Here is a 26711-nt window from a genome sequence, read left to right as displayed (position 1 = left end):
GATCATGCCGTCTTCACGCCCGCGACGACGCCCGTGGGCTCCTCGCTGAGCCAGCGATAGATCACGCCGCCCAGCGCGCCACCGATCAGGGGCGCGACCCAGAACAGCCAGAGCTGCGCCAGTGCCCAGCCGCCGACGAACAGCGCCGGTCCGGTGCTGCGCGCCGGATTCACCGACGTGTTGGTGACGGGGATGCTGACGAGATGGATCATCACCAGCGCGAGCCCGATCGCGAGCGGGGCAAATCCCGCAGGCGCGCGGCCGTGGGTCGCGCCCATGATGACGAACAGGAACATCATGGTCATCACCACTTCGGTGACGAAGCACACGACCATGCTGTATTGGCCGGGCGAATGCGCATCATAGCCGTTGGAGGCAAAGCCCTTGGTGACGTCGAAGCCGGGAGCGCCGCTGGCGATCATATAGAGCAATTCGGCGGCGACGATCGCACCGCAGACCTGTGCGATCACGTAAGGCAGGATCTGGCCTGCGGGAAAGCGCCCGCCGGCAGCAAGCCCGACCGTGACGGCCGGATTGAGATGACAGCCGGAGATGTGCCCGATCGCGTAAGCCATGGTGACCACGCTTAAGCCGAACGCCAGGGAGACGCCGACCAGGCCGATCCCGACTTGCGGAAAGCCCGCCGCGATCACCGCGCTACCGCAGCCTGCGAATGTGAGCCAGAACGTGCCGATGGCCTCCGCGGCGTATTTTCTCATGTCCATGTCGTCCTCCCCTGATTTCCAGAACCTCCGGATCAAGTTCCGGAGAACGGTCCGCCTTTTGGCGCCAAACCACCCAAATTGCGACCATGCAGCGGGTTTTCGCCCCATTTAATGGCGTAACTTGGCCCGAAAAAGCGGTTCGCAGGTGGACATGTCGGGTTTTGTCTGATACATCCGCGCGCTCAAGGTTAAGGGCCGGGCGTTTCGCCATCCCCTTAGACTTACCAGAATTCAAATCCGATCCACTGAAGAGGATGCCGCGTGCAGGTTCTCGTTCGCGATAACAATGTCGACCAAGCTCTCAAGGCGCTGAAGAAGAAGATGCAGCGCGAGGGTATTTTCCGCGAGATGAAGCTGCGCGGCCATTACGAAAAGCCCTCCGAGAAGAAGGCCCGCGAAAAGGCCGAAGCCGTGCGCCGCGCGCGCAAGCTGGCCCGCAAGAAGCTCCAGCGCGAAGGCCTGTTGCCGATGAAGCCGAAGCCGGTGTTCGGCGCCGGCCCTGGCGGTGATCGTGGCGGTCGTGGCGGCCCGGGTGCGGGCGCTGCTGCAGGTCCGCGCGGACCGCGTTGATTTTGCCGAAATCGCAACACTGAGTTTTCGATGACGCGGGCCCTGGGCCCGCGTTATTGTTTTGTAGCGGTGCCTTTTCTGGGACGGGGCACTACAGATGCGGCACCAGCGCGCGAGCGAACCGTAGATGGCCGACCCTTTCCCCGAGCCCGGCTTTCTGCGGCTCCGCCAGATCTGGCGTCAGCCGCTCGCGCTGACCTTGGTGGGAATCGCCCTGTGCGGCTGCTCCTTCGATTTGGGCTCGCTGACGCCCGAGAAGGACAAGCCGCAGGAGGCACCGAAAGCGGCAGCTGCCGCCCCGGATAGCGCAGTCAGCGCTGCCAACATCACCGAAGCCCAGAGCCACACGGTCAAAGCCCAGGCCTTGGCGAAATCGGGAGAGACGGCGGCAGCGCTGGACGAGTTCAATCGCGCGGTCGCGCTCGATCCCTACAACGCACAGGCGCTTTACGGCCGCGCCCTCCTCTACCAGAGCAACAACGAGCACGATTTCGCGATCGCCGATTTCGGTGCCGCAAGCGGGCTCAATCCGCAGAAGGCCGAACCGCTGCTCGGCCGCGCGATCAGCTATCTCGCCATCGGCAAGATCAAGGAGGCAGCGGCCGATCTCGACGAGGCCTCCGAAGTCGACCCGCAGAACGCCCAGGTCTGGACGGCGCGGGGGCAGGCCTATGAGCGGCTGGGCGAGAAAACCAAGGCGGCGGCGTCCTACGCCAAGGCAGTCTCGCTCCGCCCGCGCGACGAGGCCGCCCGCAGCGGTCTCGCCCGCGTCGGCGGCTGAAAGATTTGGCGCGGGTCAGGCGCGGTCTTAGTCGGGGGTTACGTTCTTCGGCAGGACGGCGTGGAACATCGACTTGACGCCGGACAGCATGTCGTCGGCGACATTGGTCTTGGGCCGCGGCACGGAGCCACCCGCGTCAGCGCGCAGATCGAGCGGCGGCGCGATCACCGGCACCGGGATATCGGCCGGCGGCGTCAGCCGGTTCGGGTCGTCGTTGCCGACCGAGGCCGTGTAAGGCGGGTTCGCAGGCATCTCGACCGACGGCGTTGACACCGTGATCGGCGGCGGTAGCGGTCGCACGAATGGGGGCACAGCAGTCACGAGCCGCGGAGCTTCCTGGGCGCGCGGCGCTTCGGGCGCGCGAGCAGCCTCCTGCGGCGCGACTTCAGCCGGCTTCTCGGCAGATTTGGCCTCGGGGAATTTGCGCAGTCGCTCGATCGCGGCGCGCGCGAGATCGTTGGCGTCGGGGCCCGCAGCCGCCGGGGCGGCCGACGGAGCCGAACTGGCCTCAACCACCGGCACGGTGGCGGGAGCGGCCGGGGTGGACTTGGCGACGGCCTTCTCGCGCGCCGAAACCCGGCCGCGTGGGCCGGCGGGAGCGGCCTCGACCGGCGCCACGTCCGCTGCCTTGGCGTCTGCGGCCTTGACGTCCGCAGCCGGCTGATCGACCAACTTCTCGACTGCCGCCTTCTCCGTCACGTTCTTCTCGGAAATGCCCTTGGCCTTGACGCCGGGGGTCGGGAGGTTGGCCGTATCGGCAGGCTTGCCGTTCTTGCCGCCGTGGGCAGGCGCCACCAAAGCGGCTGGGGTATCAGCCGCCGGCCGGGCGTTGATGTAGTGATTGACGATGTAGGCCCCGATGATCGTGGCGAGCACCGAGGGGAAGATATCCATCGAGATTTTAGCGATGTATTTCAGCATTCCGGCCACTCCCCGCGCGATCTGATGCGGGAACTTTGAGGCATAGTAAGGGATCAACTGCGACGGATCGATGGCAATCGGTAACGTCTGCCCAAGGCTTTAACAAGGCTTCAACGCTCCACCTAAAGCTTCAGCTCGATCTCAAGGAACACGATCTCGGTTGAGGTTTCGTTAAGCACATCATGTTGGACGCCGGCTTTGCGAAAGTAGGACTTTCCGGCCGCAAGCTGCGCCTTGGAACGCTCCCCGCCCGGGGCCACGATGGTCATTTCACCGGCGACGACGGGAACGATCACATAGTCCATGCCATGGGTGTGGTGCCCGGTCGCGCTGCCCGGGGCGAGCCGCCATTCGGTGACCCGGACCTCCTCATTGTCGATCTGAACCTCGGACCTGGCGGCAAGCATCGGAACCTCGTCTAGGGCACGAACACCATGAACACGTAGACGGCAAATACCACCATATGCACCAGTCCGAACAGCACGTTTGTCCGGCCGGTGCCGAAGGTCAGCATGCTCAGCAAGAATGTCAGGAATAGCAGTGCCGTGTTCGCCGGGTTCAAGCCCAGGACGAGTTGCTGGTTGAGCGCGTAGGTGGCGATCCCCACCGCCGGGATGGTCAGGCCGATGGTCGCAAGCGAGGAGCCGAGCGCCAGATTGATGCTTTTCTGAAGGTCGTTCTTGCGAGCCGCCGCGATCGCGGAAACGCCTTCCGGCATCAGGATCAGAAGCGCGACCAAAAGGCCAGCAAACGCCGGCGGAGCGCCGATCCTGTCGGCGACCGCGTCGACGACCAGCGAGAACTTCTTGGCAAGCAGAACGACGGCCAGTAGCGAGATCAGCAGCAGCGCGACGCTGAGCGCAAGCATTTTGCCCGACAGGTGCGCCTCTGCACCCCCGCCCTCGCCTTTTCCATGAACGAAGTAGTCCTTGTGCAGCACGGTCTGGGTATAGAGAAAAACGCCATACAGCACGATCGTGACGACATCGACAAAGCCGAGCTGAAGCGTCGAATAGAAAGGGCCCGGCGTCGTCAGAGTGTAGTTGGGCATGATCAATGTGATGGTCGCCAGCGCGATCAGCCCACTGAGATAGACGTTGGCGCCCGAGACCTGAAAACCCTGCTCGCGGTAGCGCAGGCCGCCGATGAACACGCAGAGGCCGACCAGGCCGTTGCAGACGATCATGACGACTGCGAACACGGTGTCGCGTGCGAGCTCGGGCGCCGGCTTGTCGCCCAGCATGATCGTGGTGATCAGCGCGACCTCGATGATGGTGACCGACAGCGTGAGCAGCAGCGTGCCGAAGGGTTCGCCGATCCGCTCCGCGATCACCTCGGAATGGTGCACGGCCGCGAACACGGTGCCGAACAGGATCACCAGAAGGACGATCGCAAAAGCGCCCCCGCCGACCGACAGGGTAAAGCCATAGCCGGTTACGGTGACGATCAGGAACAGCAGCACCGCCAGCGCGGGGAAGATCCAGGACGACCGCGGCATCGGTCCGTGTGCGCTCATGCGGGCGATTCCTTGCTTTGACACAACGATTATGCGCGAGAAGATCGGGCCCGTCAGCCCTCAGCCGCCATTTATGAATTGCCGCGCTGTCTCGAGGGCGCCAAAGTCATCGAGATTTTCGTGCCCCCCGCCCGGAAACCGCACCATCTGCTTGGGGTCGCGGGCCAGCGCAAACAATCTCTCGCCGAACGCGATGGGGATCGCCTGATCGCTGGTCCCGTGCATGATCAGAAGCGGGGCCGCAACGTGCGCGATGCGCTCGTCGGAGTGAAACGGATCGCGCATCAGGAGACGCACCGGCACAAAGCGAAACAGCGACGCTGCGACGTCGACCGTCGACGTGTAGGGCGCTTCCAGAATCAATTTGCCGACCGGATGCTCGGATGCGATTGCGACCGCGACACCGGTCCCGAGCGAGAAGCCCCAGGCCACGATCCGCGCTGCGTCATAGCGCTCCGTCGCAAAGGCGTAGGCGGCCACGCCGTCCCGCAGCAGACCCTGCTCGCTCGGCGCACCGGTCGAGCCGGCATAGCCGCGATAGGACAGCGCCACCAGTCCGGTGCCGTCGGCAATGATGCCCTTGAAGCGGTTGACGCGCCCGGCGAGAAAGTCGCCATTGCCTGGAAAGAACAACACCACGGGACGGCCGGGCTTTGCCGGTACGTGCCAGACGATGACCTTCTCGCCGTCGGATGTGGTAAGGACGTGCTCCTCGGCCTCCGGAAATCCCGCGGCGGCAGGCGCAGTGCGATCAGCGGTCGGGATCGGAAACAGCATATCGCGCTGCTTGACGTAGAGCACGACGAGCACCGCGAGATAGCCGGCGGCAATGAGGATGGCGATCCATTTCAGGAATGTCATCGCCGCGCCGGTTCTCCGGCGCTACATCGCCTTGACGATGCTCTCTGTTACCTTCTTGGCGTCGCCGAGCAGCATCATAGTGTTGTCGCGATAGAACAGCGGATTGTCGATGCCGGCATAGCCGGAGGCGAGCGAGCGCTTGATGAACATCACCGTGCCGGCCTTCCAGACCTGGAGCACCGGCATGCCGTAGATCGGCGAGGTCTTGTCCTCTTCGGCGGCCGGGTTGGTGACGTCGTTGGCGCCGATCACGAAGGCGATGTCGGCTTGCGCGAATTCGGAGTTGATGTCCTCGAGCTCGAACACCTCGTCATAGGGCACGTTGGCTTCGGCCAGGAGCACGTTCATGTGGCCGGGCATGCGGCCCGCGACGGGGTGGATCGCGTACTTCACCTCGACGCCTTCCTTCTTCAGGATGTCGCCCATCTCGCGCAGCGCGTGCTGGGCCTGCGCCACCGCCATGCCGTAACCAGGCACGATGATGACCTTGGAGGCGTTCTTCATGATGAAGGCGGCGTCGTCCGCCGAGCCGAGCTTGGCCGGCTTCTGCTCACCGCCTGCTCCGCCGCCGGCTGCTGCGGTCTCGCCGCCGAAGCCGCCGAGGATGACCGAGATAAAGGAGCGGTTCATCGCGTGGCACATGATGTAGGACAGGATCGCGCCGGAGGAGCCGACCAGCGCGCCGGTGATGATCAATGCGGAGTTGCCGAGCGTGAAGCCGATGCCGGCCGCCGCCCAGCCCGAATAGGAGTTCAGCATCGAGATCACGACCGGCATGTCGGCGCCGCCGATCGGGATGATCATGAGCACGCCGAGCGCCAGCGCAAGGATCACGATCAGCCAGAAGTCGAGCGCGCTGCCGGACAGGACGAGCCCGACGATGAAGAACACCAGCGCGGCGGCGAGCGCGATGTTGATGATGTGGCGGAATGGCAGGATGATCGGCGCGCCGCTCATGCGGGCAGACAGCTTCAGGAACGCGATCACCGAGCCGGTGAAGGTCAGCGCGCCAATGGCGACGCCGAGCGACATCTCGACCAGGCTCTGCGCATGGATGTTGCCGGGTGTGCCGATGTCGAACGCCTCGGGCGCGTAGAACGCCCCCGCGGCGACCAGCACCGCGGCCATGCCGACCAGCGAGTGGAAGGCGGCGACCAGCTCCGGCATCGATGTCATCGGCACGCGGCGGGCGATCACTGCGCCGACGCTGCCGCCGATGGCGATGCCCAGGATCACGAGGATCCAGGCGAGGCCGTCCGCCGGCGGATGGCTCGCCAGCGTGGTCGCGACGGCGATTCCCATGCCGATCATGCCGAAGAAATTGCCCTGCCGCGATGAGGCGGGGCTGGACAGCCCGCGCAGCGACAGGATGAACAGCACACCCGCCACGAGATACAGAACTGCAGCCAGATTGGCGTTCATCTCAGGTCCCCTTTGTCTTCGTCACCCCGAGGTGCACGCCGCTCACTTCGCCTTCTTCTTGTACATCGCCAGCATGCGCTGGGTGACAAGGAAGCCCCCGAAAATGTTCACGCAAGCAAAGATCAGCGCGATGAAGCCGAAGCCGCGCGCCCACCCCGAGCCGCTCGAGATCATGCCGACCCCGACCGCGAGCAGCGCGCCGACCACGATCACCGAGGAGATCGCGTTGGTCACGCTCATCAGCGGCGTATGCAGCGCCGGCGTGACCGACCACACCACGAAATAGCCGACGAAGACGGCGAGGACGAAGATCGACAGCCGGAAGACGAAGGGGTCGACGACCTGTGCAATGTGCTCCATGGCGGCTCTCCTATGCTTTCGGCTGGAAGTTCGGGTGAATCACGGCGCCGTCTTTGGTCAGCGCGGTGGCCTTGACCAGTTCGTCGTCCCAGTTCACCGCCAGCGACTTGTTGGCCTTGTCGACCATGGTCTCGATGAAATTGAACAGGTTGCGCGCGTAGAGACTGGATGCGGATGCCGCGACGCGGCCGGCGACGTTGGTGTAGCCGACGATCTTGATGCCATCGACGTCGGCGACCTCGCCCGGCTTTGCGCCCTCGACGTTGCCGCCGCGCTCGACGGCCAGATCGACCAGCACCGAACCGGGCTTCATCGACTTGACCATCTCGGCCGAAACCAGCTTCGGCGCGGGCCGGCCCGGGATCAGCGCCGTCGTGATCACGATGTCCTGCTTCTTGATGTGCTCGGCGGTGAGCGCGGCCTGCTTGGCCTGATACTCCTTGGACATTTCCTTGGCGTAGCCGCCGGCGGTCTGCGCGTTCTTGAACTCCTCGTCCTCGACGGCCAGGAATTTGGCGCCAAGCGATTCCACCTGCTCCTTGGTGGCGGGCCGGACGTCGGTGGCGGTGACGACGGCGCCGAGACGCCGCGCGGTCGCGATCGCCTGCAACCCTGCCACACCGACGCCCATCACGAAGACCTTGGCGGCCGGAATGGTGCCGGCGGCGGTCATCATCATCGGGAAGGCGCGGCCGAAAGCTTCGGCGCCCTCGATCACGGCGCGGTAGCCGGCGAGGTTCGCCTGCGACGACAGCACGTCCATCACCTGCGCGCGGGTGATGCGCGGCATCAATTCCATCGCGAAGGCGGAGATGCCGGCATCGGCCATCGTCTTCAGCGCGGCCTCGTTGCCGTAGGGATCCATGATGGCGATGACGAGCGCACCGCGCTTGTACTGCGCGAGCTCGGACGCCTCCGGGCGCTTCACCTTGATGATGATGTCGGCGTCCTTCAGCGCGTCCGCGCTGACGCTGGCTCCGACCGCCGTGAATTCGGAATCGGGCAGGCCCGACTTGAGACCGGCGCCGGGCTCGATCGCGATCTCGGCGCCGAGCGCCTTGAACTTCTTCACCGTATCAGGCGAAGCGGCGACCCGCGGCTCCGACGGGTCGATTTCCTTGGCAACGGCGATCTTCATAGGCCCTCCGGCGACGCGGGGAAAAGCGCGCACGCGAACTTAGCGTTACTCCCGCAACGTTGGATACCGGTTTTCGAACCGGCTTGAATGCAGATTTTTTGAGCACCGACGACAATGGCGGTGCAAAAGACGATAGATCAGGTCAGGAAGATCGCCATCAGGATCACGATGAGCGCGACCGAAGCCGTGCCGTACTTCACGAGCTTGATGAAGCCCTCATAGGTCTGCTCGTGGGCAACGTAGTCGTTGCCGTCGGCGGTGGTATAGGCCACGTCGCTATGGTCAGCCATGGATGTCCCCAGTCGAAAGTCGAATTTCACGGTTGGGATACCGCAAAGTTTCGGGCAGGGCAACGGCACGGAGGCGCGGTTTTCCCGCAAATCGGCTCATTTGGAATCCAGATTGTCGCGGATCCAGCGGCCGAGGCTCTGCTCGCTGACTTCACCGGCGGCAAGCGAGAGGATGATGGTTGTCGCTTCCGCAGGATCGGGACCGAAGGCCACGCCGTTCTTGTGCAGAAAGACCATCATCGCCATGAAAGCGATGCGCTTGTTTCCGTCGACAAAGGCATGATTTTTCGCGAGCCCGAATGCATAGGCTGCGGCGAGTTCGTCGAGCGACGCCTGCTCATAACGCCATTTGTTGATCGGCCTCTCCAACGCCGAGCGCAACATGCCTTCGTCGCGCAGTCCCGGCGCACCGCCGAAACGGCGGAGTTGTCGGCTGTGAATGGCGATTGCCTGCTCGTAGGTGATCCAGTGCGGCTCCTCAGGCTCACTCATGCGCGCATGCCGATTATTTTGCGAGCGCGGCGAGCGTGTCGCGATACTTCTCCATCACCTCATCGGCGATTTCCATCGTCCGCTCGAAGTCAGGATCGTAGGGCAGCGCCTGGAAACCGCCTCCAGGTAATTCCACGATATGCAATTGCTGCCCACGCTTGAGATCGAGCCGCTGCATCAACTCGCGAGGCAGCAACAGACCATCCGAATTGCCGATCTTCTTGATTTCGATCTTCATGGCGCGTCCCGCAAAACTGACGTTATACATTTGTATAACACCTTAAAGAGGGGCGTTCAACAGATGTTTTACGTCTTTTGGACCCGCGCCGTCCTACCCCATATCCAGCGCCGCGACTGCGCTGGTGGCCGGCGGCGGCTCCTCGACCGGCAGCCCCAGCGCGCGGCGGACCGCCCGGATCGAGTCCACCTTACGGTCGCAGAAGCTTCGCCTTGCGCAGCGCTCGCCCGGGACATTGACGACGAGCGCGTCGGCGCCGGCCTCCTCGTTGAGGAAGCCATGCGTCATGTGGAAGCCGAGCGCGCGGTAGACCTCGAACTGCTCCTCGGAGAAGAACTGGTCGCCGGTGGTCTCGTGCGGGAACGTGTCGTTGCGGCGTGCGTAGTCGCGGATGTAGTCGTTCTCGTCCCCGCTCAGCGACGATTTGATGTAGACGAGATACCCCGTCTCGCCGCCGCCATAGTCGATGGTGCCGACCGCAACGTGCGGTCCAAGCGACGCGCGCGGCGGCGGATCCGACGGCTTGCCGGCGTTGCACTTCATCCACTCCCGCGTCGCGTCGCGGATCGGCGTCCACGGCAGGTCGATGATGATCCCGAGATCGATGCGTGCGTATCGTTGCAGGGTCACCAGCGCGGTGAAGTTCATCGGCGCGTCGGCCTCGGCATCGACCGCGATGATCACCCTGCAGCGCCGGCGCAGCAATTCGTAGACGCCCAGATTCTCGATGTGACCGCCATCGGTGAGATAGACTGCGTCGGCGTTCTCATAGAGGCGGCCCGAGATTTCCGACCACAGGAACAGCGGCGTCGAGTGGTGCTGCGGCTTGCTGCTCGACGAGACGTAGCGCGGATTCTTCAGCCAGTAACCGAGGCGCACATTGAGCAAGGCCAGCGTCGGCGTGAGCGGCCTGATCGAGCCTGATCCCATGTTCGAGGACGCCGCAGCGCCGGAGATCGCCATCACCGTTGCAAGGTCGAGACCAGGGAACGCCGCGGTGTCGGCATAGCCGGTGGCCTCGCTGCCGACATGCAAAGGCGAGAACATGAAGAAGTCGGCGTTTCGGCCGCGCCGATTGGCGAAATCCGATCCTTGAATGTTCAGTGCGGCATTCACGATGGGATAGGGCGAGGCCAAAAGCCGGTCAGGCGATTTCACGCCCGCTGCCGCCTGCCCGCCAGGAGCCGTGTCGGCGGGATAGACCGTCGGGTAAAGCAGCTCGCTCAGCTTCTCCTCGTCGAGCGGCAGAAAATCCCGTCCCTGATCCAGGCTGGGCTCGTTGGGCGCCGGTTCGCCATCGGCGTAGAATCTCGGATTGAACAGGAAGGCCTTGCTCAGGCGATCGCGGTAGAGACGGTGCAGCGAGTTGGCATTGGGTCCGAGGATCCAGGACAATCCAAACAAGATCACGGCCGCGACGAGGTAGAGACGCGCCATCGCCCAATTGACGTTGTTGCCGAACTCGTACCTCGACCATTTGTACTCGGCCGGCTTGCACCAGCAGCCGATCGCGTACAGCCATTGGGGAACGTGGGAGACCGCATTGACGGGTGGTTTGGCGATGCCGGGCTTGGCGTCCTCCTTGCTGTTGATATTCGTCGAAAGCGTTCGAGCCTCGCTGTCGAATTGAACGTTGCCGGTGACACTTGTTGCAGCCTTCGCCGCCATCGGCTGCACGGCCTTGTCACCCCACTCCTCCGCCATCGCGTATTGACGGTCCTTGGCGATCAGCACCTTGTCGTTGGCGATGCCCCAGTAGCAGAGATAGAGATATCCGATCCAGATCAGCAGCGGCAAAGCCAGGCCGGCGATCCACACGGCCGCTCTCGCCACATAGGCAAGGATGCGCGACGACAGGTCCGATGCTCCCGCGCCCTTCAGCAGTTCGCCGAATTGCTGCCTGAACACCGTGACCGCCGCGGCAACGGGCGCCGCGACGGCGGCCAGCGACTGTATCCATCTGACCGCCACTCCAGCGACGATGCCGCCCGACTGCGCCGCGTTGGCCTCGGCGACGTCGAACATCTGGGCGATCATGAACGGCTGGAACTCAAAGAAGCAGATCACGGCGAGCAGCACGAGATATGTGGCGCCAGCCGTCGGTGGATAGCCGCGGAATTCACCTCTGGTGCTGGGCATCACCGATCGCAGCAACGCCCAGGCAAAAAACACCAGCAGACCGAACAGCGCCGCGGCCAGCGTGAGCGCAAAATGCTCGACGTTCAAATGGCGTGCGATCGTGCACACGAACCCCATCGCCAATGCGAGCCCTGCCACATAGGAAAAGAAATCACGGCGCTCGACCTTGAAGATGCGGCGGTAGACGAGGCCGATCAGCACCGCGGCAGCAGCGATGGCGACGCCAAGGAGGATGAAAGCAAGTTCAACTCCAAGCTTGGCGAACCACCCGAGCGCCTGCCCGTCATCGACTCTGAACCCGAACAGATCTGCCACGTACAGCGAGGATCGGGCGGCGTTGGAAACGATCGTGATGGCCGCGACGACGAGCACTGCCGGAAGCGTCAGACTGAGATTGGCGACCAGGCCGCGCACCACGATCGCAATTCCGGTGAGGAGATCGCGCGCTCCCGCGGGGATCAGATAGTTCGAATAGTTGCGGATGTGGCCGACCGCGGGGGTGTCGCTGATTTCATTGGCAAGCCCTCCTCCAGAGCCGCCAAAGACGAATGCACGCGCCCTCGTCATCGTGGCCGTGAGCGAACAGCCGATGTAACCGCCGCCCGAAACCGTCGACAAATAATCGACCCGCTTGATCAGATCGTGATGATTGAGTGCCTGCAACACGCCGAGGCAAATGGCGGAGGACCGGATGCCGCCGCCCGAAAGCGCAAGCCCGACGGTCTCGATCGGCTTGTCGTCGTCGACATAATTTACGGCTGCAAGGCCTTCGGCGCGACGACGGGTGTTGATCGCGTCAAGCTCCTGCAGGAGCATGTCACGGTGCTGCTGGCCCCAGGATCCCTGCTCTTCGACGGCCCGTTTCGTATCCGGTTGCTGGAGGTGAGGTCCAATACGACCATATCCGTCTCCCTGCCAGGGAACTCAGACAATCGACAATCAAAAATTGCATTCTTAACGATAGAGTACCGTACACGGTTAGTCTTGCGACCCGCGTGAACGTTCAATCCCGTCGCTTCGAAAAAATCAGCGAGCCGGGAGGTGAGGCGACGTCAGCGCCGCCTCAACCCATCGCCTCCAGCTCGTCGATCATGCCGGCGATGACCGACAGGCCGCCGTCCCAGAATTTCGGGTCCTTGGCGTCCAGCCCGAATGGGCGCAGCAGCTCGGAATAATGCTTGGTGCCGCCGGCCGCGAGCATGTCGAGATAGCGCTCGGCAAAGCCCTCGGCCGCGTTCTCGTAGACGGCATAGAGCGAGTTCACGAGACAATCGCCGAAGGCATAGGCGTAGACATAGAACGGCGAATGGATGAAATGCGGGATGTACATCCAGTAGTTCTCGTAGCCCGGCTTGATCTCGATCGCCGGACCCAGGCTCTCGTTTTGCACCGAGAGCCAGATCTCGCCGAGCCGCGCCGCGGTGAGCTCGCCATTCTTGCGCTCGGTGTGGACCGCGCGCTCGAAGGAATAGAACGCGATCTGCCGCACCACGGTGTTGATCATGTCCTCGACCTTGCCGGCGAGCAGCGCCTGGCGCTGCTTTGCGCTTTTGGTCTGCGCCAGCAGCCGCCTGAAGGTCAGCATCTCGCCGAACACGCTTGCGGTCTCGGCCAAGGTCAGCGGCGTCGGCGCCATCAGCGCGCCGTTCTTCGCCGCCAGCACCTGATGCACGCCATGGCCGAGCTCATGGGCGAGGGTCATCACATCGCGCGGCTTGCCCTGGTAGTTCATGAGCACGTAAGGATGCGCCGACGGCGTGGTCGGATGCGAGAACGCGCCCGGCGCCTTGCCGGGACGCACCGGAGCGTCGATCCAGCGATCGGTAAAGAAGCGCTCGGCGATGTCGGCCATGTCAGGCGAGAAACCGCGATAGGCAGACAGCACCATGTTGCGTGCCTCGGGCCAGGCAATGGTGTCGGCCGCGGCAAAGGGCAGCGGCGCATTGCGGTCCCAATAAGCGAGCCGCTTCTTCTTGAACCAGCGCGCCTTCAGCGCGTAGTAGCGATGCGAGAGTTTCGGATAGGCCGCGCGTACGGAGGCGACCAGCGCGTCCACCACCTCGCGCTCGACGCGGTTGTTCAGATGCCGGGAATCCGCGACATCCTTGAAGCCGCGCCAGCGATCGGAGATATCCTTGTCCTTGGCGAGGGTGTTGGTGATCAGCGCGAAGGTGCGCTCATTGGCCTTGAAGGTCTTCGCCAGCGCGTCCGCCGCGGCCTTGCGCTTGGCGCCGTCGCGGTCCTGCAGGAAATTGAGCGTCGGCTCGATCGCGAGCTCCTTGGATCCGACCTTGAAGCGAAGACCCGAGATGGTCTGATCGAACAACCTGTTCCAGGCGGAATATCCGGTTTGCGCCTTCTCCAGGAAGATCTGCTCGAGCTTGTCGTCGAGCTGGTACGGCTTCTCCTTGCGCAGATCCTCGATCCAGGGACGGTAATGCGCAAGCTCGGGCGCCTGCATCGCGCGGGTCAAAATATCGTCATCGACGCGATTGAGCTCGAGCGCGAAGAACAGCAGATGAGTCGACGCGGCGGTGAGCCGCTCGGACACATCGCCGTAAAACTTTGAAATCTTGGGGTCAACGCTATCGCCGGCGTGGATGAGGCCGGCGTAGGAGCCGAGACGCCCGGCGAGATCGTCGATCGCCTCATAGCGTCGCACGGCTTCCGCGAGCCATTTTCCGCCATGTTCGTTTGCTGTGCCTGTTGCGAGCTTGCCCTTGTAGTCCGTCTCGAACGCGACGCAATCGGCGTCCATGGTTTCGAGATCGCGCGCCACTTCCGGCGCATCGATCCCTGAATAGAGATCGGCGAGGTTCCACTCCGGAAGCTTGCCGGTTTTGCTCGCAGGCTTGCTGGAGGGTTTTGCCTTGGTGGCTGCTTTTTTGGTGTTCGGCTTGCGGAGAGCGGAGGGGCGCGAAGTCATCGTGTTGGAAACCTGTGTTCAACGAGCGCAATGGCAGGGATCGCAATGGCTGGGGTCGGCAAGGTTTAAGAGTGCGTTAAGCGGCTTCGGCCAGAGTGCCCCGATTCGAGACAGATAGTAGTAGCGTGCGGGGAACACCATGGCTGCCAGTATTTTGATTGCCGATGACGACGCCGTGGCACGCCGCCTGGTCGAGAACATGGTGCAGAAATGCGGCTATGAGACGATCGTCGTGGAATCCGGCGACGCCGCGCTGGCCGTACTCACTGCTCCCGATGCATCGGCCATCGACGCCGTGGTGCTCGATCTCGTGATGCCCGGCCTCGACGGCATGGGCGTTCTGAGTAAAATCCGCGAAGCCGGGCTGAATGTGCCCGTGATCGTACAGACCGCCCATGGCGGCATCGACAACGTGATCTCGGCGATGCGCGCAGGCGCTGCCGATTTCGTGGTCAAGCCGGTCGGCCTGGAGCGGCTCCAGGTCAGCTTGCGCAACGCGCTCAACGCCTCCGCATTGAAGGGCGAATTGCAGCGCATCCGCCACAGCCGCGAGGGCCGGCTGAGCTTCGCCGACATCATCACGCGCGCCGAGGCGATGGCGCCGGTCATGCGCGCGGCGCAGAAGGCGGCGAGCTCCTCAATCCCCGTGCTGATCGAAGGCGAGTCCGGCGTCGGCAAGGAGATGTTCGCACGCGCCATCCACGGCAGCAGCGAGCGCAAGGCAAAGCCCTTCGTCGCGGTCAATTGCGGCGCGATCCCGGACAATCTCGTCGAGTCCATTCTGTTCGGCCATGAGAAGGGCGCCTTCACCGGCGCGACCGAGCGGCATGCGGGCAAGTTCGTCGAGGCCCATGGCGGCACGCTGTTCCTGGACGAGGTCAGCGAGCTGCCGCTGGCCGCGCAGGTCAAGCTGTTGCGCGCGCTCCAGGAGGGCGCGGTGGAGGCGGTCGGCGGCCGCAAGCCGGTGAAGGTCGATGTCCGCATCATCTCCGCGACCAACCGCAAGCTTCTGGACCGGGTGAAACAGGGGCATTTCCGTGAAGACCTGTTCTATCGGCTGCATGTGCTGCCGCTGACGATCCCCTCGCTCAGGGCCCGGCGCGAGGACATCCCGCATCTGCTGCGGCACTTCCTGGCGCGCTTTGCCGCCGAGGAGAACCGCGCGATCACCGGCATCAGCGGCGAGGCCGTGGCGCACCTTGCGGAGCTGGATTGGCCCGGCAATATCCGCCAGCTCGAAAACGCGGTCTACCGCGCCGTGGTCATGAGCGAAGGCGACCAGCTGGGTCTCGAGGACTTCCCGCTGCTGGCCTCACATCCCCATTCCGCGACCGACATTCCGACCGCGCCGCTGATGATCGAGCCGATCGGGGCGCCTGCCCTGGTCTCGGGTAATGAAATACCCATCGCGCCACTTCCCTCCTCGGGAAGCCTCGCCCTGCTGACCCCGACCGGCGATGTCCGTCCGCTCGAGGAGATGGAGAACGAGATCATCCGTTTCGCCATCTCGCATTACCGCGGACAGATGTCCGAGGTCGCCCGCCGCCTCAAAATCGGCCGGTCCACGCTCTATCGCAAACTCGACGAGGCGGGCGTGCACGGGCATGGCGGGAAAAGCGGCGAAGAGACGCACTGAACCGCACTGTGAATGGCGGTTTGCGTAAGCGTGCGATGTGGTCTTAAGCCGTTCGGATGACGGAAGAATCCGAGCCGTTCAGGAACCGTGACTTGGAAGTGACAGCGAGGGGGAAAAGCGCGTAACAGAGGCGCACAATCGATTGCAAAGCGGCCGTCTTGAAGTCAGTTTGTCGTGAGTTGTCCCGGGTAGCGCTGGCTGCAGAAACGGGGTCTGTATATCGTCTGCGTAAGAATCGTTGCGTGCAGGCGTGCAACTTCCGAGAGGCCGGCGCGGTCAGCCGAAGCTCACAAGACCATAACGAAGCTGTTCCAAAAGCTGTTCCAAACGGGGCAGTTCACCCGAGGGGTGCGACACGATGCGAGACTGTTTGAATCACCGTCGAGGCTTTGACCGCGTTTTGATGACGGTCGCGGCGACCTTCCTCACGGTATCGGCCGGCTCCGCTCTGGCGCAGGATCAGGCGCGCAGCAGCGCCGCCGAACTCGCGATCGAAGCCGCGATCCCGCGCCCCGAGCCCGCGAATGTTCCGCCGCCGACCGCCTCAGACATCAAGCTCGACTCTACCGCCACGGTGCAGGACGCCCCGAAGGACGCGGCCAAGGAGCCGATCAAGGAGCCGGTCAAGGCCGAAGCTGCCCCGGCCCCCGAAAAGGTCGAGACCAAGCCTTCCGACGTCGCCACCACGCCCGCCGCCGACGCACCGAAGAGCGAGACGGCCAAGACGGAGCCTGCGAACAGCGAGCCGGCCAAATCTGAATCGACCAAATCTGAGCCTGCCAAGTCTGAACCGGCCAAGGCCGACACCGCGACCGCCACACCGGCCGCTCCGGCCGCACCCGCCGCTGCGGCTCCGGCCGCCGAGCCGGTGAAGGCCGCGAGCAACGTCCCCGCCGCCGACCAGCCGGTCGCCGACAAGCTCAAGGACATGATCGGGGCCAAGACCTCGCGCTATTTCGACCGCAAGAACGAGCGCGCCGCCGTCGAGAAGTTCTACGGTGCCCGTGACTACGCGCCGGTCTGGACCCAGGGCGGCAGCCTCTCCGCCGCGGCCAAGGGCGTCATCGCACGGCTGAAGGATGCAGCCTCCGACGGCCTCAATCCCGCCGACTATCCGGTCCCGGACTTCGCCGCAGCCACCAGCCCCGACGCGCTTGCCGAGGCCGAGCTGAAGCTGACCGCCAGCATGTTCGACTATGCGCGCCAGGCGCAGAGCGGCCGCATGCACTGGTCGCAGGTCAGCGCCGACATCCTCTATCCCGAGCATCCAGTCGATCCGAACGAAGTGCTCGCCAAGGTCACGACCGCGGCTGACGCGTCCGCGGCGCTCGACAGCTACAACCCGCCGCAGAAGCTCTACAAGGAGCTGAAGGCCAAGCTCGCGCAGCTCCGCGGCCAGGGCGAAGGCCCGGTCGTCGAGATCACCGACGGCCCGGCGCTGAGATACACGCCGGCCCGCGGCAAGAAGCAGGCTGAAATCGTCGTCGAGGATCCGCGGGTGCCGCAGCTCCGCGCCAAGCTCGGCATCACCGAGAACGCCAACGACGACCACTATGACGCCACCGTCGCCGAAGCCGTGCGAAAGTTCCAGGACGGCGCCGAGATCAAGGTGACCGGCGTGCTCGACGCTGCGACCGTGAAGGCGCTGAACAGCCCGAAGCGCGACAAGCAGATCGACACCGTGCTGGTGAACATGGAGCGCTGGCGCTGGCTGCCGCGCGACCTCGGCGTGCCCTCGCTCGGCGATGCCTATGTCATCCTCAACATTCCCGACTACACGCTGAAGGTGATGCAGCGCGGCCAGCAGGTCTGGACCACCCGCGTCGTCACCGGCAAGCCGGGCCAGCACGCAACGCCGCTGCTGACCGAGACGATGAAGTACATCACGGTCAACCCGACCTGGAACGTGCCGCCGTCGATCGTCTATGGCGAATATCTTCCGGCGCTGCAGCAGGACCCGACCGTGCTCCAGCGCATGGGCCTGAAGCTCGAGCAGAACCGCGACGGCTCCGTGCACATCTCGCAGCCGCCCGGCGAAGCCAACGCACTCGGCCGCATCCGCTTCAACTTCCCGAACAAGTTCCTGGTCTATCAGCACGACACGCCGGACAAGAACTTGTTCGCCAGGGACGAACGCGCCTTCAGCCATGGCTGCATGCGCGTTCAATATCCGGACCAGTACGCCTCCGTGCTGCTCAACATCACCATGCCGAACGAGAAGTACACGCCGGAGCGCATCCGCAGCATGTACGGGTCAGGTGAGATCGACCTGAAATTCCCCACGCCAATCCCGGTCAACATCACCTACCAGACCGCCTTCGTGGACGACGGCGGCAAGCTGCAATTCCGCAAGGACGTCTATGGCCGCGACGCGACCATGATCAACATCCTGAGGAACGGCCGCGGCAAGGACCTCGAAAACGTCGTGGCGCATTCCCAGCCGAGCTATTCGCGGCCGCCGACGACGCTGCCGAACGGCGTGGCCTTCGCCAACAATGGCGGCGGCTTCGGCTCGTCCGGCCCGAACTTCTTCGAGCGGCTGTTCGGGGCTCCCACCCCGCCCCCCGCTCCGATCGGCCGCCGGCCTCAGCGGGTGTTCACCCGCTGAGCTGGCCTCAGCGCCGCGCTTCCTGAAATTCGGCAATAAAATCAGCGACCTCATCCCCTGGATGGGGTCGCTTAACGTTAACCATTCTCCACCCGCGCGCGGGCAGCGGGCGTTTTTTCGCCACACTCAACCGATTAGGTTCGTATTCTGACTTGGTTTGGGGGCGGGAAGGTAAACCTCCAATTAACCTTCTCGTTTTAACAAAGCGTTCATCCTCTTTCGCGCGCTAGCGGGGTTGGCGGGAGAGTCCATTAGAACGCTCGTCGACTGGGTGGGCTCATACGTGCTGGCTGGTTTCGCACGCCAATTCGCTGCGTTGTCGTTGTCCCATGCGGGAGTGAAGGTCGGATCTCGGATCGGCCTCGCCTCGGTGGTGCTGCTTGCGGCTGCCGGTTCGGTTCATAACGCCGCCGCGCTGAACGAAACCAAGACGCTCTCGTTTCACCACACCCATTCCGGCGAAGACCTCACCGTCACCTTCAAGCGCGACGGCCGCTATGACGAAGCGGCGCTGAAGACGCTCAATCACTTCCTCCGCGATTGGCGCACCCAGGACGAGACGGTGATGGACCGTCACCTCTTCGACATTCTCTGGGAGGTCTATCGCGACGTCGACGGCAAGCAGCCGATCCAGATCATCTCCTCCTACCGCTCCCCCGCCACCAACGCCATGCTCCGCCGCCGCTCCTCGGGCGTGGCGCGCTTCAGCCAGCACATGCTGGGACATGCGATGGATTTCTACATTCCGAACGTGCCGCTGGAGCAGATCCGCTTCGCCGGCCTGCGCTTGCAGCGCGGCGGCGTCGGCTTCTACCCGACCTCCGGCTCGCCGTTCGTGCATCTCGACACCGGCAGCATCCGTCATTGGCCGCGCATGACGCATGACCAGCTCGCCCGCGTATTCCCCGATGGCCGCACGGTCCATGTCCCGAGCGACGGCACGCCGCTGAAGAATTATGAGCTCGCCAGGGCCGACATCGAACGGCGCGGCGATGGCGAGGATGCCGCGACCATCGGCAAGCCGAGCTTCCTTGCCGCCTTGTTCAAGGGCAAGTCGGCCCCCGCCACGGGCAGCGACGAGGATGACGAGGGCGCAGCCGAAAAGCCGGCGGCGCCCGTCGTGGTCGCGGCCGCCGCAAAACCCGCCGATCCGGTGCCGACGCCGCGCGCCAAGCCGCAGATTGCCGCCGCGATCCAGCTCGCATCGGCCGACATGCAGGTCGTTGCGCCGCTCAGGCCGAAGCCCGCGCCTGTGGCTGATAAGCCGGCCGCCAACAAGCCGGAGACCCCGGCGGACATCATCAATGCCCGCGGCTTCTGGGATATTCCGGCCACGCCGCAGCAGGCGACGCCGGCCCAGGTGGCAGCGCTGAGGGCACGCCAGGCACTCGCAGCCGCCACCGATCCGCAGCCGACCGCGAGCCTCTCCAACGCTGCCTACCGGGCGCTGGCCTACGCGCCGGCTTCCGCCTCTTCGGTCGACCGTGCCAATGTCGTCGCCGCCTCCGCGCCGATTCCGCGTGCAACGCGTCCGGCATCAGCGGCGCGCAATTCCGCACCGGCCACCGAGATCAACACAATTGTCGCCAAGAGCACCGACGGCATGGTCGCGACCGCAACCCGGCTCTCCGCGGCCAAGGGCGACAGCATCTGGCTCAAGATCGTGATGCTGTCACCGAGCGCCAGCCGCGCGATGTCGGTCACGCTGATGGGCGAGCTCGATATGGTCGCGATGCGGGCTTATTTCGTCAAGCCGAAGGCCGTGGTCGCGATGGGCTTTGCCGACGATCCCATGCAAGGCCTGTCCTGCGACGGCTTCTCGGGCAGCGCCACCGCCAAGCTCGAGACGACGTCGTTCGTGGTGCGCACCGCCGCGCTGCGCTGACGTCTGCAAGCGCAGCTAGCGTTTCCGCCGCCGATCCAGATGGTACGTCAACGCCAGCGACAGGCAGACCGTGAGCTCCTGCGTCGGCAGCGCGCCCGCGAAATCCAGCAAGAGCGCCCTGGTCTGGCGATACTCGAACCGATCGGGAAAGCGCTCGCGAAAAGTGTCGACCAGCGTCGTCCTGCAGTTGAATAGAATAGCAGCGCGCTCGGAATCCTTCACGCGCCCGAGCCGGATCGTTGAGCCGCTGCCGGTCTCCTCGGTGAGATAGGCGGGCTCGCCCCATTTCAACGTCTCCGTCAGCCGACCGACGTCGTCATGCGCCTTGGCCGTCGCAAAGATGAGCTTGCGCACCTCGAGAAGGCGCCGGCGGATCGGCAACGGAAAGGCGTCGAAGGCCCGGCTCACCTCACGCGGCAACAGCGGCTCGGTCACGGTCTCACTCTCGATGGATCGCCAATCGGTCGGTGCGGCGCGCCGGGTCAAGCCGGCAGGCCTGCCCCGAGAAGGCCTGCCTCGTAGCGCTGACGGTCGACGTCGCGCTTATAATGCTGTGTCGAGACATGATTGGCCACCGAAAATGCCGGCTCACGCTTGAGAACTTCAGCCGCGTGGGCGCCGGCCGCAACCGCGTTGCCCATTTGCGCGAAGATCCCGGCAAGGAATGCGTGATGGGTGTGATCGGGGCGTGTGATCCGTGAGAAGGCCTCGGCGGCTTCGGCGTATTTCTCGGCACTGTAATAGGCGCGTCCGAGATGGCTCCAGAAGCGTTCCGGGTGATACGGGTTGAGCCGCATCGCCTTCTTGATCCAGTCGATGCCCTCTTCAGGCCGGCCCAGCCAAGTCAGCAATTCGCCCTGCTGCACCACCACGAGATCATAGTTCGGGTTGAGCGCGAGCGCGCGCTCCTGATGGTAGGTGGCCTTGTCATGGTCGTCGCGGTTCAGATTGAGCGCAGCGAGGATGCGGTGGACGTCGCTGTCATTGTCGTCGAGGACCAGCGCGGTCTCCAGCTCTGAAGCGACCTGCTGAAAGGTGGCGTCGCGATCCGCGCACCAGCTATAGACCCAGGTCTGGCCCAGGACGCACGCCTTCCAGGCGTGTGCGTGTGCATAGTTCGCGTCGAGTTCGAGCGCGCGGTCGAGCAAAAGTTGCGCGCGCGCATTGTCTTCGCGATTGGAGCGATGGTGCAAGACCTTTGCGGCCAGCACGCATTCATAGGCCGCCATGTTGTCGGTAGGCTTACGGTTCGCCCGATCGTGCGAGGCCGCCTCGACGCGACCCGGCAACGTGGCGGCGATCGCCCGGGTCATCTCGTCCTGGATGGCGAAGATGTCCTTGAGCTCGCCGTCGTAGCGTTCGGCCCACACGTGCCGGTCGGTTTCCGCATCGATCAGCTGCACGGTGACGCGGACCCGATCTCCGGCCTTTCGCACGCTGCCCTCGATGACGTAATCGACGCCGAACTCGCGGCCGACGTCCTGCACCTTGACCGCCTTGCCCTTGTACACGAAGGTCGAGTTGCGGGAGATCACCAGCAGGTCGTGGAAGCGTGATAGCTCGGTGATGATGTCTTCGGTCAAACCGTCCGCAAAGAACTCCTGCTCCGGATCGCCGCTCATATTGGCGAAGGGCAGCACGGCGATGGACGGCTTCTTCGACCTGCCCGCCACCTTTGCAGTGTCCTTGGAGCCGTCTGATGCGCTTGCCGGACCCTCCTGCAGTCGAATCCGGTAGACGCGGATCGGACGGACGATGTTCTTGACGTTCTGCTCGCCGATATCCTCGAATGCAACGCCGTCAAGGCGCTGTCCGAGTTGGTCGCGCACCGCGCTCGAGATACAGATACCTCCAGGCTCGGCCAGCGCCTCCAGCCGTGCGGCGACGTTGACACCATCGCCGAAAATGTCGTTCTGATCGACGATCACGTCGCCGAGGTTGATACCGATGCGGAATTGTATCCATCGCGGCGGTGCGACGTCGGCATTGCGGCGCCCCATCCGGCTCTGAATCTCGGTCGCGCACAGCACGGCGTCGACGACGCTATGGAATTCGACGAGCATGCCGTCGCCCGTCGTCTTGATGATGCGCCCGTGATTTTTGGTGATGGCCGGATCGATGAGCTCGATCCGGTGGGTCTTGAGGCGCGCGAGCGTGCCACCCTCGTCGACCTCCATGAGCCGACTAAAGCCGACCATGTCAGCCGCGAGGACCGCTGCGAGCCTGCGCTCTGGCCCAGGCACATCCATGGCTCGGTCCCTTCGACCCGAGCACCTTAGCAGACGCGCGGATTTTGCCCAAGCTGGGTGCGCCGCAAATTGCGGGCGGGACGAGATACTCCTGCCGGTGACGTCGCGGCCGCCTCAGATCATCCCCAGCGCCTGCATGTAGGTCTCGAGAATCGTCTCGGCCTCGGCGCGCTCGTTGGGGTCCTGCTTGCGCATCCGCACGATGGTGCGCAGCGCCTTGACGTCATAGCCGTTGCCCTTGGCTTCGGCGAAGACGTCGCGGATGTCGTCGGAAATCGCCTTTTTCTCCTCCTCCAGCCGCTCGATGCGCTCGATGATGGATTTGAGCTGGTCCTTGGCAAATTTCGTCGCGGGCTCGTCGTCGCGAACGGCGGCGGAGGTGGCCATCTTGGTACTCCCAATGGAACTGGCAAAACGGGGTGACGCCGGCATCGTGACCGCGCGTGCCGCTGACCCTTAGGGTTGGCAGCCTCCGCGTTCAAGGCAGCATCTCGCTCGTCCACAGCGCGCCCACACCTTCCTGCGGCCAAGCCAGGAAAGCTGAAGAAAGCTGTTGTGTGATGCGACTCAGGCCTCGCGCGAAGGCCGAGCCGCTCAGTGCCCGAGATGGACCTTCTTCATCGCTTCGACCTGCGCGGCCGTCGCCGTGCCCTGGTGTTTCGCCTTCCAGGTCTCGTAGGGCATCCCGTAGACGGCCTCCCGGCTCTCGTCTTTGCTCAAGGCGACACCCTGCGCATCGGCGGCGTCCTTGAGCCAGTTGGACAGGCAGTTGCGGCAGAACCCGGCGAGATTCATCAAATCGATGTTCTGGACATCGGTCCGCGTCCGCAGGTGCTCGACCAGGCGCCTGAAAGCAGCCGCCTCGAGCTCCGTTCTGGTTTTGTCGTCGATAGCCATTGTTGGACCCCTTGGCTTTGATGGTCACCGTTACGGGATAAGGTAGACCCTGTCACAGATTTTGCCATATCGCGGCGCAAACGACCCGAGGACCGGCCCCGGCCGGTTCCGCTGCCCCTACGCCAAATCGTCAATGATCTGATATAGCTTCCGCGACAATGATCGCCGAATCTCCCCGCTCCCCTCTCCGCCTGCTTGCCCGGCTTGCCCCGGTGCTGGTGGTTGCCTTGTTCTGCTTGTGGAACAGCCCGGCCTCCGCCGACTTCCGCCTTTGCAACAATACGTCGAGCCGGGTCGGAATCGCGCTCGGCTACAAGGACGCCGACGGCTGGACCACCGAAGGCTGGTGGAACATCTCGTCCCGATCCTGCGAGACGCTGCTTAGGGGCACGCTGGTCGCCCGCTACTACTACATCTACGCGATCGACTATGACCGCGGCGGGGAATGGTCCGGCCAGGCCTTCATGTGTTCGCGCGACAAGGAATTCACCATCCGGGGTACCGAGGACTGCCTCGCCCGCGGCTATGACCGGACCGGCTATTTCGAAGTCGACACTGGCGAACAGCGGGCCTGGACGGTGCAGCTCACCGACGTCAACGAGCAGCCGACACAGCCGCGTATGCCCGGCATGCCCGGCCCGGTGGGCCCGGGTGGCGGGGTTCCCGGTTTGCCCAACGGGCCGCCGGGTGGTACGCCCCCCGCCGCGCCTGGCCTTCCGCCAGCCCCTTCGTCCCCGCCTGGAAATAAGCCATGAGGCGTCTTCGCCGTATCAAGATTCTCGCGACCCTGGGACCAGCCTCTTCAGACCTCGCGATGATCCGCCGCCTGTTCGAGGCCGGCGCCGACCTCTTCCGCATCAATATGAGCCACACCCCGCATGACAAGATGCGGGAGCTGGTCGCCACCATCCGCAACGTCGAGAGCAGCTACGGCCGCCCGATCGGCATTCTGGTCGACCTGCAGGGACCGAAGCTCAGGCTCGGCGCCTTCGCGGAAGGCGCGGTCCAGCTGCAGAACGGCCAGGCCTTCACGCTCGATTCCGACAAGACCCCGGGCGACGCCACCCGGGTCAATCTCCCGCATCCGGAGATCCTGGCCGCGCTGCGGCCCGGCCACGCGTTGCTGCTCGACGACGGCAAGGTGCGGCTGATCGCGGAAGAGACCTCGAAAGACCACGCGGTGACACGCGTCGTGGTCGGCGGCAAAATGTCCGATCGCAAGGGCGTCAGCCTGCCGGATACCGATCTGCCGGTCTCGGCGATGACGCCGAAGGACCGCGCCGACCTCGAGGCCGCGCTGGTCACCGGCGTCGACTGGATCGCGCTGTCCTTTGTGCAGCGCGCCGACGACGTCATCGAAGCCAAGAAGATGATCCGCGGCCGCGCCGCCGTGATGGCCAAGATCGAGAAGCCGCAGGCGATCGACCGCCTCGCCGAGATCATCGAGGCCTCCGACGCGCTGATGGTGGCGCGCGGCGACCTCGGCGTCGAAATGCCGCTGGAGCGCGTGCCGAGCCTCCAGAAGCAGATGACGCGGATGGCGCGCCGCGCCGGCAAGCCGGTGGTGATTGCGACCCAGATGCTGGAATCGATGATCCAGTCGCCGGTGCCGACCCGCGCCGAGGTCTCCGACGTCGCCACGGCCGTTTACGAAGGTGCTGACGCCATCATGCTGTCGGCGGAATCGGCGGCAGGCAAATTCCCGGTCGAGGCGGTCTCGACCATGAATCGCATCGGCGAGGAGGTCGAGCGCGACCCGACTTACCGGTCCGTGATCACGGCGCAGCGCCCCGCGCCGGAAACCACCGCGGGCGATGCCATCGCGGACGCGGCGCGGCAGATCGCCGAGACGCTCGACCTGCCCGCCCTGATCTGCTGGACCAGCTCGGGCTCGACCGCGACGCGCGTGGCGCGCGAGCGGCCGAAGCCGCCGATCGTGGCGATCACGCCCAACATCACCGCGGGCCGCCGGCTCGCGGTGGTCTGGGGCGTGCATTGCGTCGTGGCGGAAGACGCGCGCGACCAGGACGACATGGTGAGCCGCGCCGGCCAGATCGCATTCCGCGACGGCTTCGTCCGTGCCGGCCAGCGCGTGATCATCGTCGCCGGCGTCCCGCTCGGCATCCCCGGCACCACCAACATGGTGCGTATCGCCTCGGTCGGTCCCGAGGGCGAAGCGGAAATCTGACCTCCGCCAGGACGCCTCGACAAAAAAGTCGAAAACAACCCCATGCACAGTAGCCGGCCGGTCCGGCCAATCTGCCGCTGTGTTGCGAAAAGACGCGCGCGGACAAAGGCCTGAGCGCGATCAGTCCCCCGCCTCGATCCTGCGGACGGTTTTAAGCCCCGACCAGCGCCTTCGCGGTCGGCAGCAGGGTCTGCTGCACCACCAGACCGCGGGCGCGGGCGTCCATGACGCCGACGGCGCGCAGTGCGAGCAGCGTCACGGTCTGCACGGCATCGCGCAGCTTGGCGGGATCCTCGAGGTTGTCGGGCGCGAGCGGGCCGACCAGGGCTTCATGCAGCGCGCCGAGCAGCGCGGTGGCGGCAAGCGCGGTGTCCTGCGCCGGCAGGTGACCGGCGCGCACGGCAGCGTCGATCCGGGAGGCGATCTCGCCCGCGATCTCGCGCCGGCTGGCAAGCCTGGAGGCGCTGACATCGACATCGACCGGCTCGGCCAGGATGCCCCAGGCCAGCCGGCGCTGCGACAGGGTATGGACGGCCACGGTGGTCACTGCGGCAGCCAGCGCCGAGGACGGGCCGGGCGCGGCATCGGCCGCCCGCCGGATCGCCGCGAGCTCGTCGCGCGACACCTCGGCAATCAATTCGGAAATCAACTCGGCCTTGGAGGGGAAATAGCGATAGACCGTGCCGGCGGCCACACTGGCCCGGACCGCGACCGGCGCGATCTGCACCGCCGCCATTCCGCCTTCGGCCGCAGCCTCCCTCGCCGCCGCCAGAATGGCGCTGCGCCGAGCCGCAAGGCGTTTAACCACTTGATGCGTCCGCCGATAAACCATGGCGCGCTACCTGTCCCACACAACGCCAGTCGCACGC

Annotated in this window: 25 protein-coding genes; 7 read left to right on the top strand and 18 right to left on the bottom strand. The window is 64.7% G+C overall.

Features of this window, described 5'->3' with window-relative positions; translation table 11 throughout:
* Positions 1-2: 2 nt before the first annotated feature.
* Complete coding sequence (aqpZ, locus tag AB8Z38_RS31260; RefSeq protein WP_369721457.1) at positions 3-725, bottom strand: aquaporin Z; 723 nt, start codon at positions 723-725, stop codon at positions 3-5.
* Positions 726-986: 261 nt separating this feature from the next.
* Here aqpZ and rpsU point away from each other — a divergent pair, with 261 nt between their 5' ends.
* Together rpsU and AB8Z38_RS31250 are read left to right on the top strand one after the other, a co-directional pair.
* A complete protein-coding gene (gene rpsU / locus AB8Z38_RS31255) occupies positions 987-1295 on the top strand; it encodes a 30S ribosomal protein S21 (protein WP_369721456.1) in 309 nt (102 codons plus the stop codon).
* Positions 1296-1422: 127 nt separating this feature from the next.
* Positions 1423-2076 (top strand): tetratricopeptide repeat protein, encoded by a 654-nt coding sequence (locus AB8Z38_RS31250; protein ID WP_369721455.1) that lies wholly within the window; start codon positions 1423-1425, stop codon positions 2074-2076.
* 27 nt (positions 2077-2103) lie between these two features.
* On the opposite strand, the gene AB8Z38_RS31245 is transcribed toward AB8Z38_RS31250, so the two are convergent.
* From AB8Z38_RS31245 to AB8Z38_RS31190, 12 genes are all read right to left on the bottom strand, one after another.
* Positions 2104-2997, bottom strand: a complete 894-nt coding sequence (locus AB8Z38_RS31245) for a hypothetical protein (protein ID WP_369721454.1) — start codon at positions 2995-2997, stop codon at positions 2104-2106.
* 122 nt (positions 2998-3119) lie between these two features.
* A complete protein-coding gene (locus tag AB8Z38_RS31240; RefSeq protein WP_369721453.1) occupies positions 3120-3404 on the bottom strand; it encodes a cupin domain-containing protein in 285 nt (94 codons plus the stop codon).
* 11 nt (positions 3405-3415) lie between these two features.
* On the bottom strand, positions 3416-4513 hold the full coding sequence (locus AB8Z38_RS31235) for a calcium:proton antiporter (protein ID WP_369721452.1): 1098 nt from the start codon (positions 4511-4513) through the stop codon (positions 3416-3418).
* Between the two features lie 60 nt (positions 4514-4573).
* Positions 4574-5374, bottom strand: a complete 801-nt coding sequence (locus tag AB8Z38_RS31230) for an alpha/beta hydrolase (RefSeq protein WP_369721451.1) — start codon at positions 5372-5374, stop codon at positions 4574-4576.
* A gap of 21 nt (positions 5375-5395) precedes the next feature.
* Positions 5396-6796: an NAD(P)(+) transhydrogenase (Re/Si-specific) subunit beta gene (locus AB8Z38_RS31225; RefSeq protein ID WP_369721450.1), complete on the bottom strand. Its 1401-nt coding sequence runs from the start codon at positions 6794-6796 to the stop codon at positions 5396-5398.
* Positions 6797-6838: 42 nt separating this feature from the next.
* A complete protein-coding gene (locus AB8Z38_RS31220) occupies positions 6839-7156 on the bottom strand; it encodes a proton-translocating transhydrogenase family protein (RefSeq protein WP_027538813.1) in 318 nt (105 codons plus the stop codon).
* Between the two features lie 10 nt (positions 7157-7166).
* The gene (locus AB8Z38_RS31215) at positions 7167-8294 is read right to left on the bottom strand and encodes a Re/Si-specific NAD(P)(+) transhydrogenase subunit alpha (RefSeq protein WP_369721449.1); all 1128 of its coding nucleotides are present in this window, start codon (positions 8292-8294) and stop codon (positions 7167-7169) included.
* A gap of 137 nt (positions 8295-8431) precedes the next feature.
* Positions 8432-8584, bottom strand: a complete 153-nt coding sequence (locus AB8Z38_RS31210) for an aa3-type cytochrome c oxidase subunit IV (protein WP_369721448.1) — start codon at positions 8582-8584, stop codon at positions 8432-8434.
* Between the two features lie 96 nt (positions 8585-8680).
* Positions 8681-9076, bottom strand: a complete 396-nt coding sequence (locus AB8Z38_RS31205) for a type II toxin-antitoxin system death-on-curing family toxin (RefSeq protein WP_369721447.1) — start codon at positions 9074-9076, stop codon at positions 8681-8683.
* 13 nt (positions 9077-9089) lie between these two features.
* Positions 9090-9314 carry an AbrB family transcriptional regulator gene (locus tag AB8Z38_RS31200; RefSeq protein ID WP_354222795.1) on the bottom strand — a complete coding sequence of 75 codons (225 nt, stop codon included), beginning with the start codon at positions 9312-9314 and terminating at the stop codon, positions 9090-9092.
* 93 nt (positions 9315-9407) lie between these two features.
* A complete protein-coding gene (locus tag AB8Z38_RS31195) occupies positions 9408-12269 on the bottom strand; it encodes a patatin-like phospholipase family protein (protein ID WP_369721446.1) in 2862 nt (953 codons plus the stop codon).
* 247 nt (positions 12270-12516) lie between these two features.
* The gene (locus tag AB8Z38_RS31190; protein ID WP_369721445.1) at positions 12517-14379 is read right to left on the bottom strand and encodes a M3 family oligoendopeptidase; all 1863 of its coding nucleotides are present in this window, start codon (positions 14377-14379) and stop codon (positions 12517-12519) included.
* Positions 14380-14518: 139 nt separating this feature from the next.
* Here AB8Z38_RS31190 and AB8Z38_RS31185 point away from each other — a divergent pair, with 139 nt between their 5' ends.
* The 3 genes from AB8Z38_RS31185 to AB8Z38_RS31175 all read left to right on the top strand — a co-directional run bounded on the left by AB8Z38_RS31185 (position 14519) and on the right by AB8Z38_RS31175 (position 20508).
* Entirely contained in the window at positions 14519-16015 is a 1497-nt protein-coding gene (locus AB8Z38_RS31185; protein WP_369721444.1) for a sigma-54-dependent transcriptional regulator, read from the top strand.
* Positions 16016-16373: 358 nt separating this feature from the next.
* Positions 16374-18623, top strand: a complete 2250-nt coding sequence (locus AB8Z38_RS31180) for a L,D-transpeptidase family protein (protein ID WP_369721443.1) — start codon at positions 16374-16376, stop codon at positions 18621-18623.
* A 271-nt stretch (positions 18624-18894) separates the two neighbouring features.
* Positions 18895-20508, top strand: a complete 1614-nt coding sequence (locus AB8Z38_RS31175) for a DUF882 domain-containing protein (RefSeq protein ID WP_369721442.1) — start codon at positions 18895-18897, stop codon at positions 20506-20508.
* 15 nt (positions 20509-20523) lie between these two features.
* Here the strand turns inward: AB8Z38_RS31175 and AB8Z38_RS31170 are convergent, their stop codons facing one another.
* The 4 genes from AB8Z38_RS31170 to AB8Z38_RS31155 form a co-directional block, all read right to left on the bottom strand.
* Complete coding sequence (locus tag AB8Z38_RS31170) at positions 20524-20943, bottom strand: DUF1801 domain-containing protein (protein WP_369721441.1); 420 nt, start codon at positions 20941-20943, stop codon at positions 20524-20526.
* Positions 20944-20990: 47 nt separating this feature from the next.
* Positions 20991-22757 (bottom strand): adenylate/guanylate cyclase domain-containing protein, encoded by a 1767-nt coding sequence (locus tag AB8Z38_RS31165; protein ID WP_369721440.1) that lies wholly within the window; start codon positions 22755-22757, stop codon positions 20991-20993.
* Between the two features lie 114 nt (positions 22758-22871).
* Positions 22872-23144, bottom strand: a complete 273-nt coding sequence (locus AB8Z38_RS31160) for a DUF2312 domain-containing protein (protein WP_007596286.1) — start codon at positions 23142-23144, stop codon at positions 22872-22874.
* Positions 23145-23351: 207 nt separating this feature from the next.
* The gene (locus AB8Z38_RS31155; RefSeq protein ID WP_369721439.1) at positions 23352-23654 is read right to left on the bottom strand and encodes a DUF1244 domain-containing protein; all 303 of its coding nucleotides are present in this window, start codon (positions 23652-23654) and stop codon (positions 23352-23354) included.
* 158 nt (positions 23655-23812) lie between these two features.
* Between AB8Z38_RS31155 and AB8Z38_RS31150 the strand changes: the two genes are divergently transcribed.
* On the top strand, positions 23813-24409 hold the full coding sequence (locus AB8Z38_RS31150) for a DUF1036 domain-containing protein (protein WP_369721438.1): 597 nt from the start codon (positions 23813-23815) through the stop codon (positions 24407-24409).
* Positions 24406-25842 (top strand): pyruvate kinase, encoded by a 1437-nt coding sequence (gene pyk / locus AB8Z38_RS31145; protein ID WP_369721437.1) that lies wholly within the window; start codon positions 24406-24408, stop codon positions 25840-25842. The genes AB8Z38_RS31150 and pyk overlap by 4 nt, the downstream gene beginning before the upstream one ends.
* A gap of 151 nt (positions 25843-25993) precedes the next feature.
* On the opposite strand, the gene AB8Z38_RS31140 is transcribed toward pyk, so the two are convergent.
* Positions 25994-26674, bottom strand: coding sequence for a TetR family transcriptional regulator (locus AB8Z38_RS31140; RefSeq protein WP_369721436.1), 681 nt, complete (start codon positions 26672-26674; stop codon positions 25994-25996).
* Positions 26675-26711: the final 37 nt, after the last annotated feature.

The organism is Bradyrhizobium sp. LLZ17, assembly GCF_041200145.1.
In the GTDB taxonomy this organism is placed as follows: Bacteria; Pseudomonadota; Alphaproteobacteria; order Rhizobiales; family Xanthobacteraceae; genus Bradyrhizobium.
Note: the sequence above shows the minus strand (reverse complement) of the source record. Positions and strands in the feature narration are given on the sequence as shown.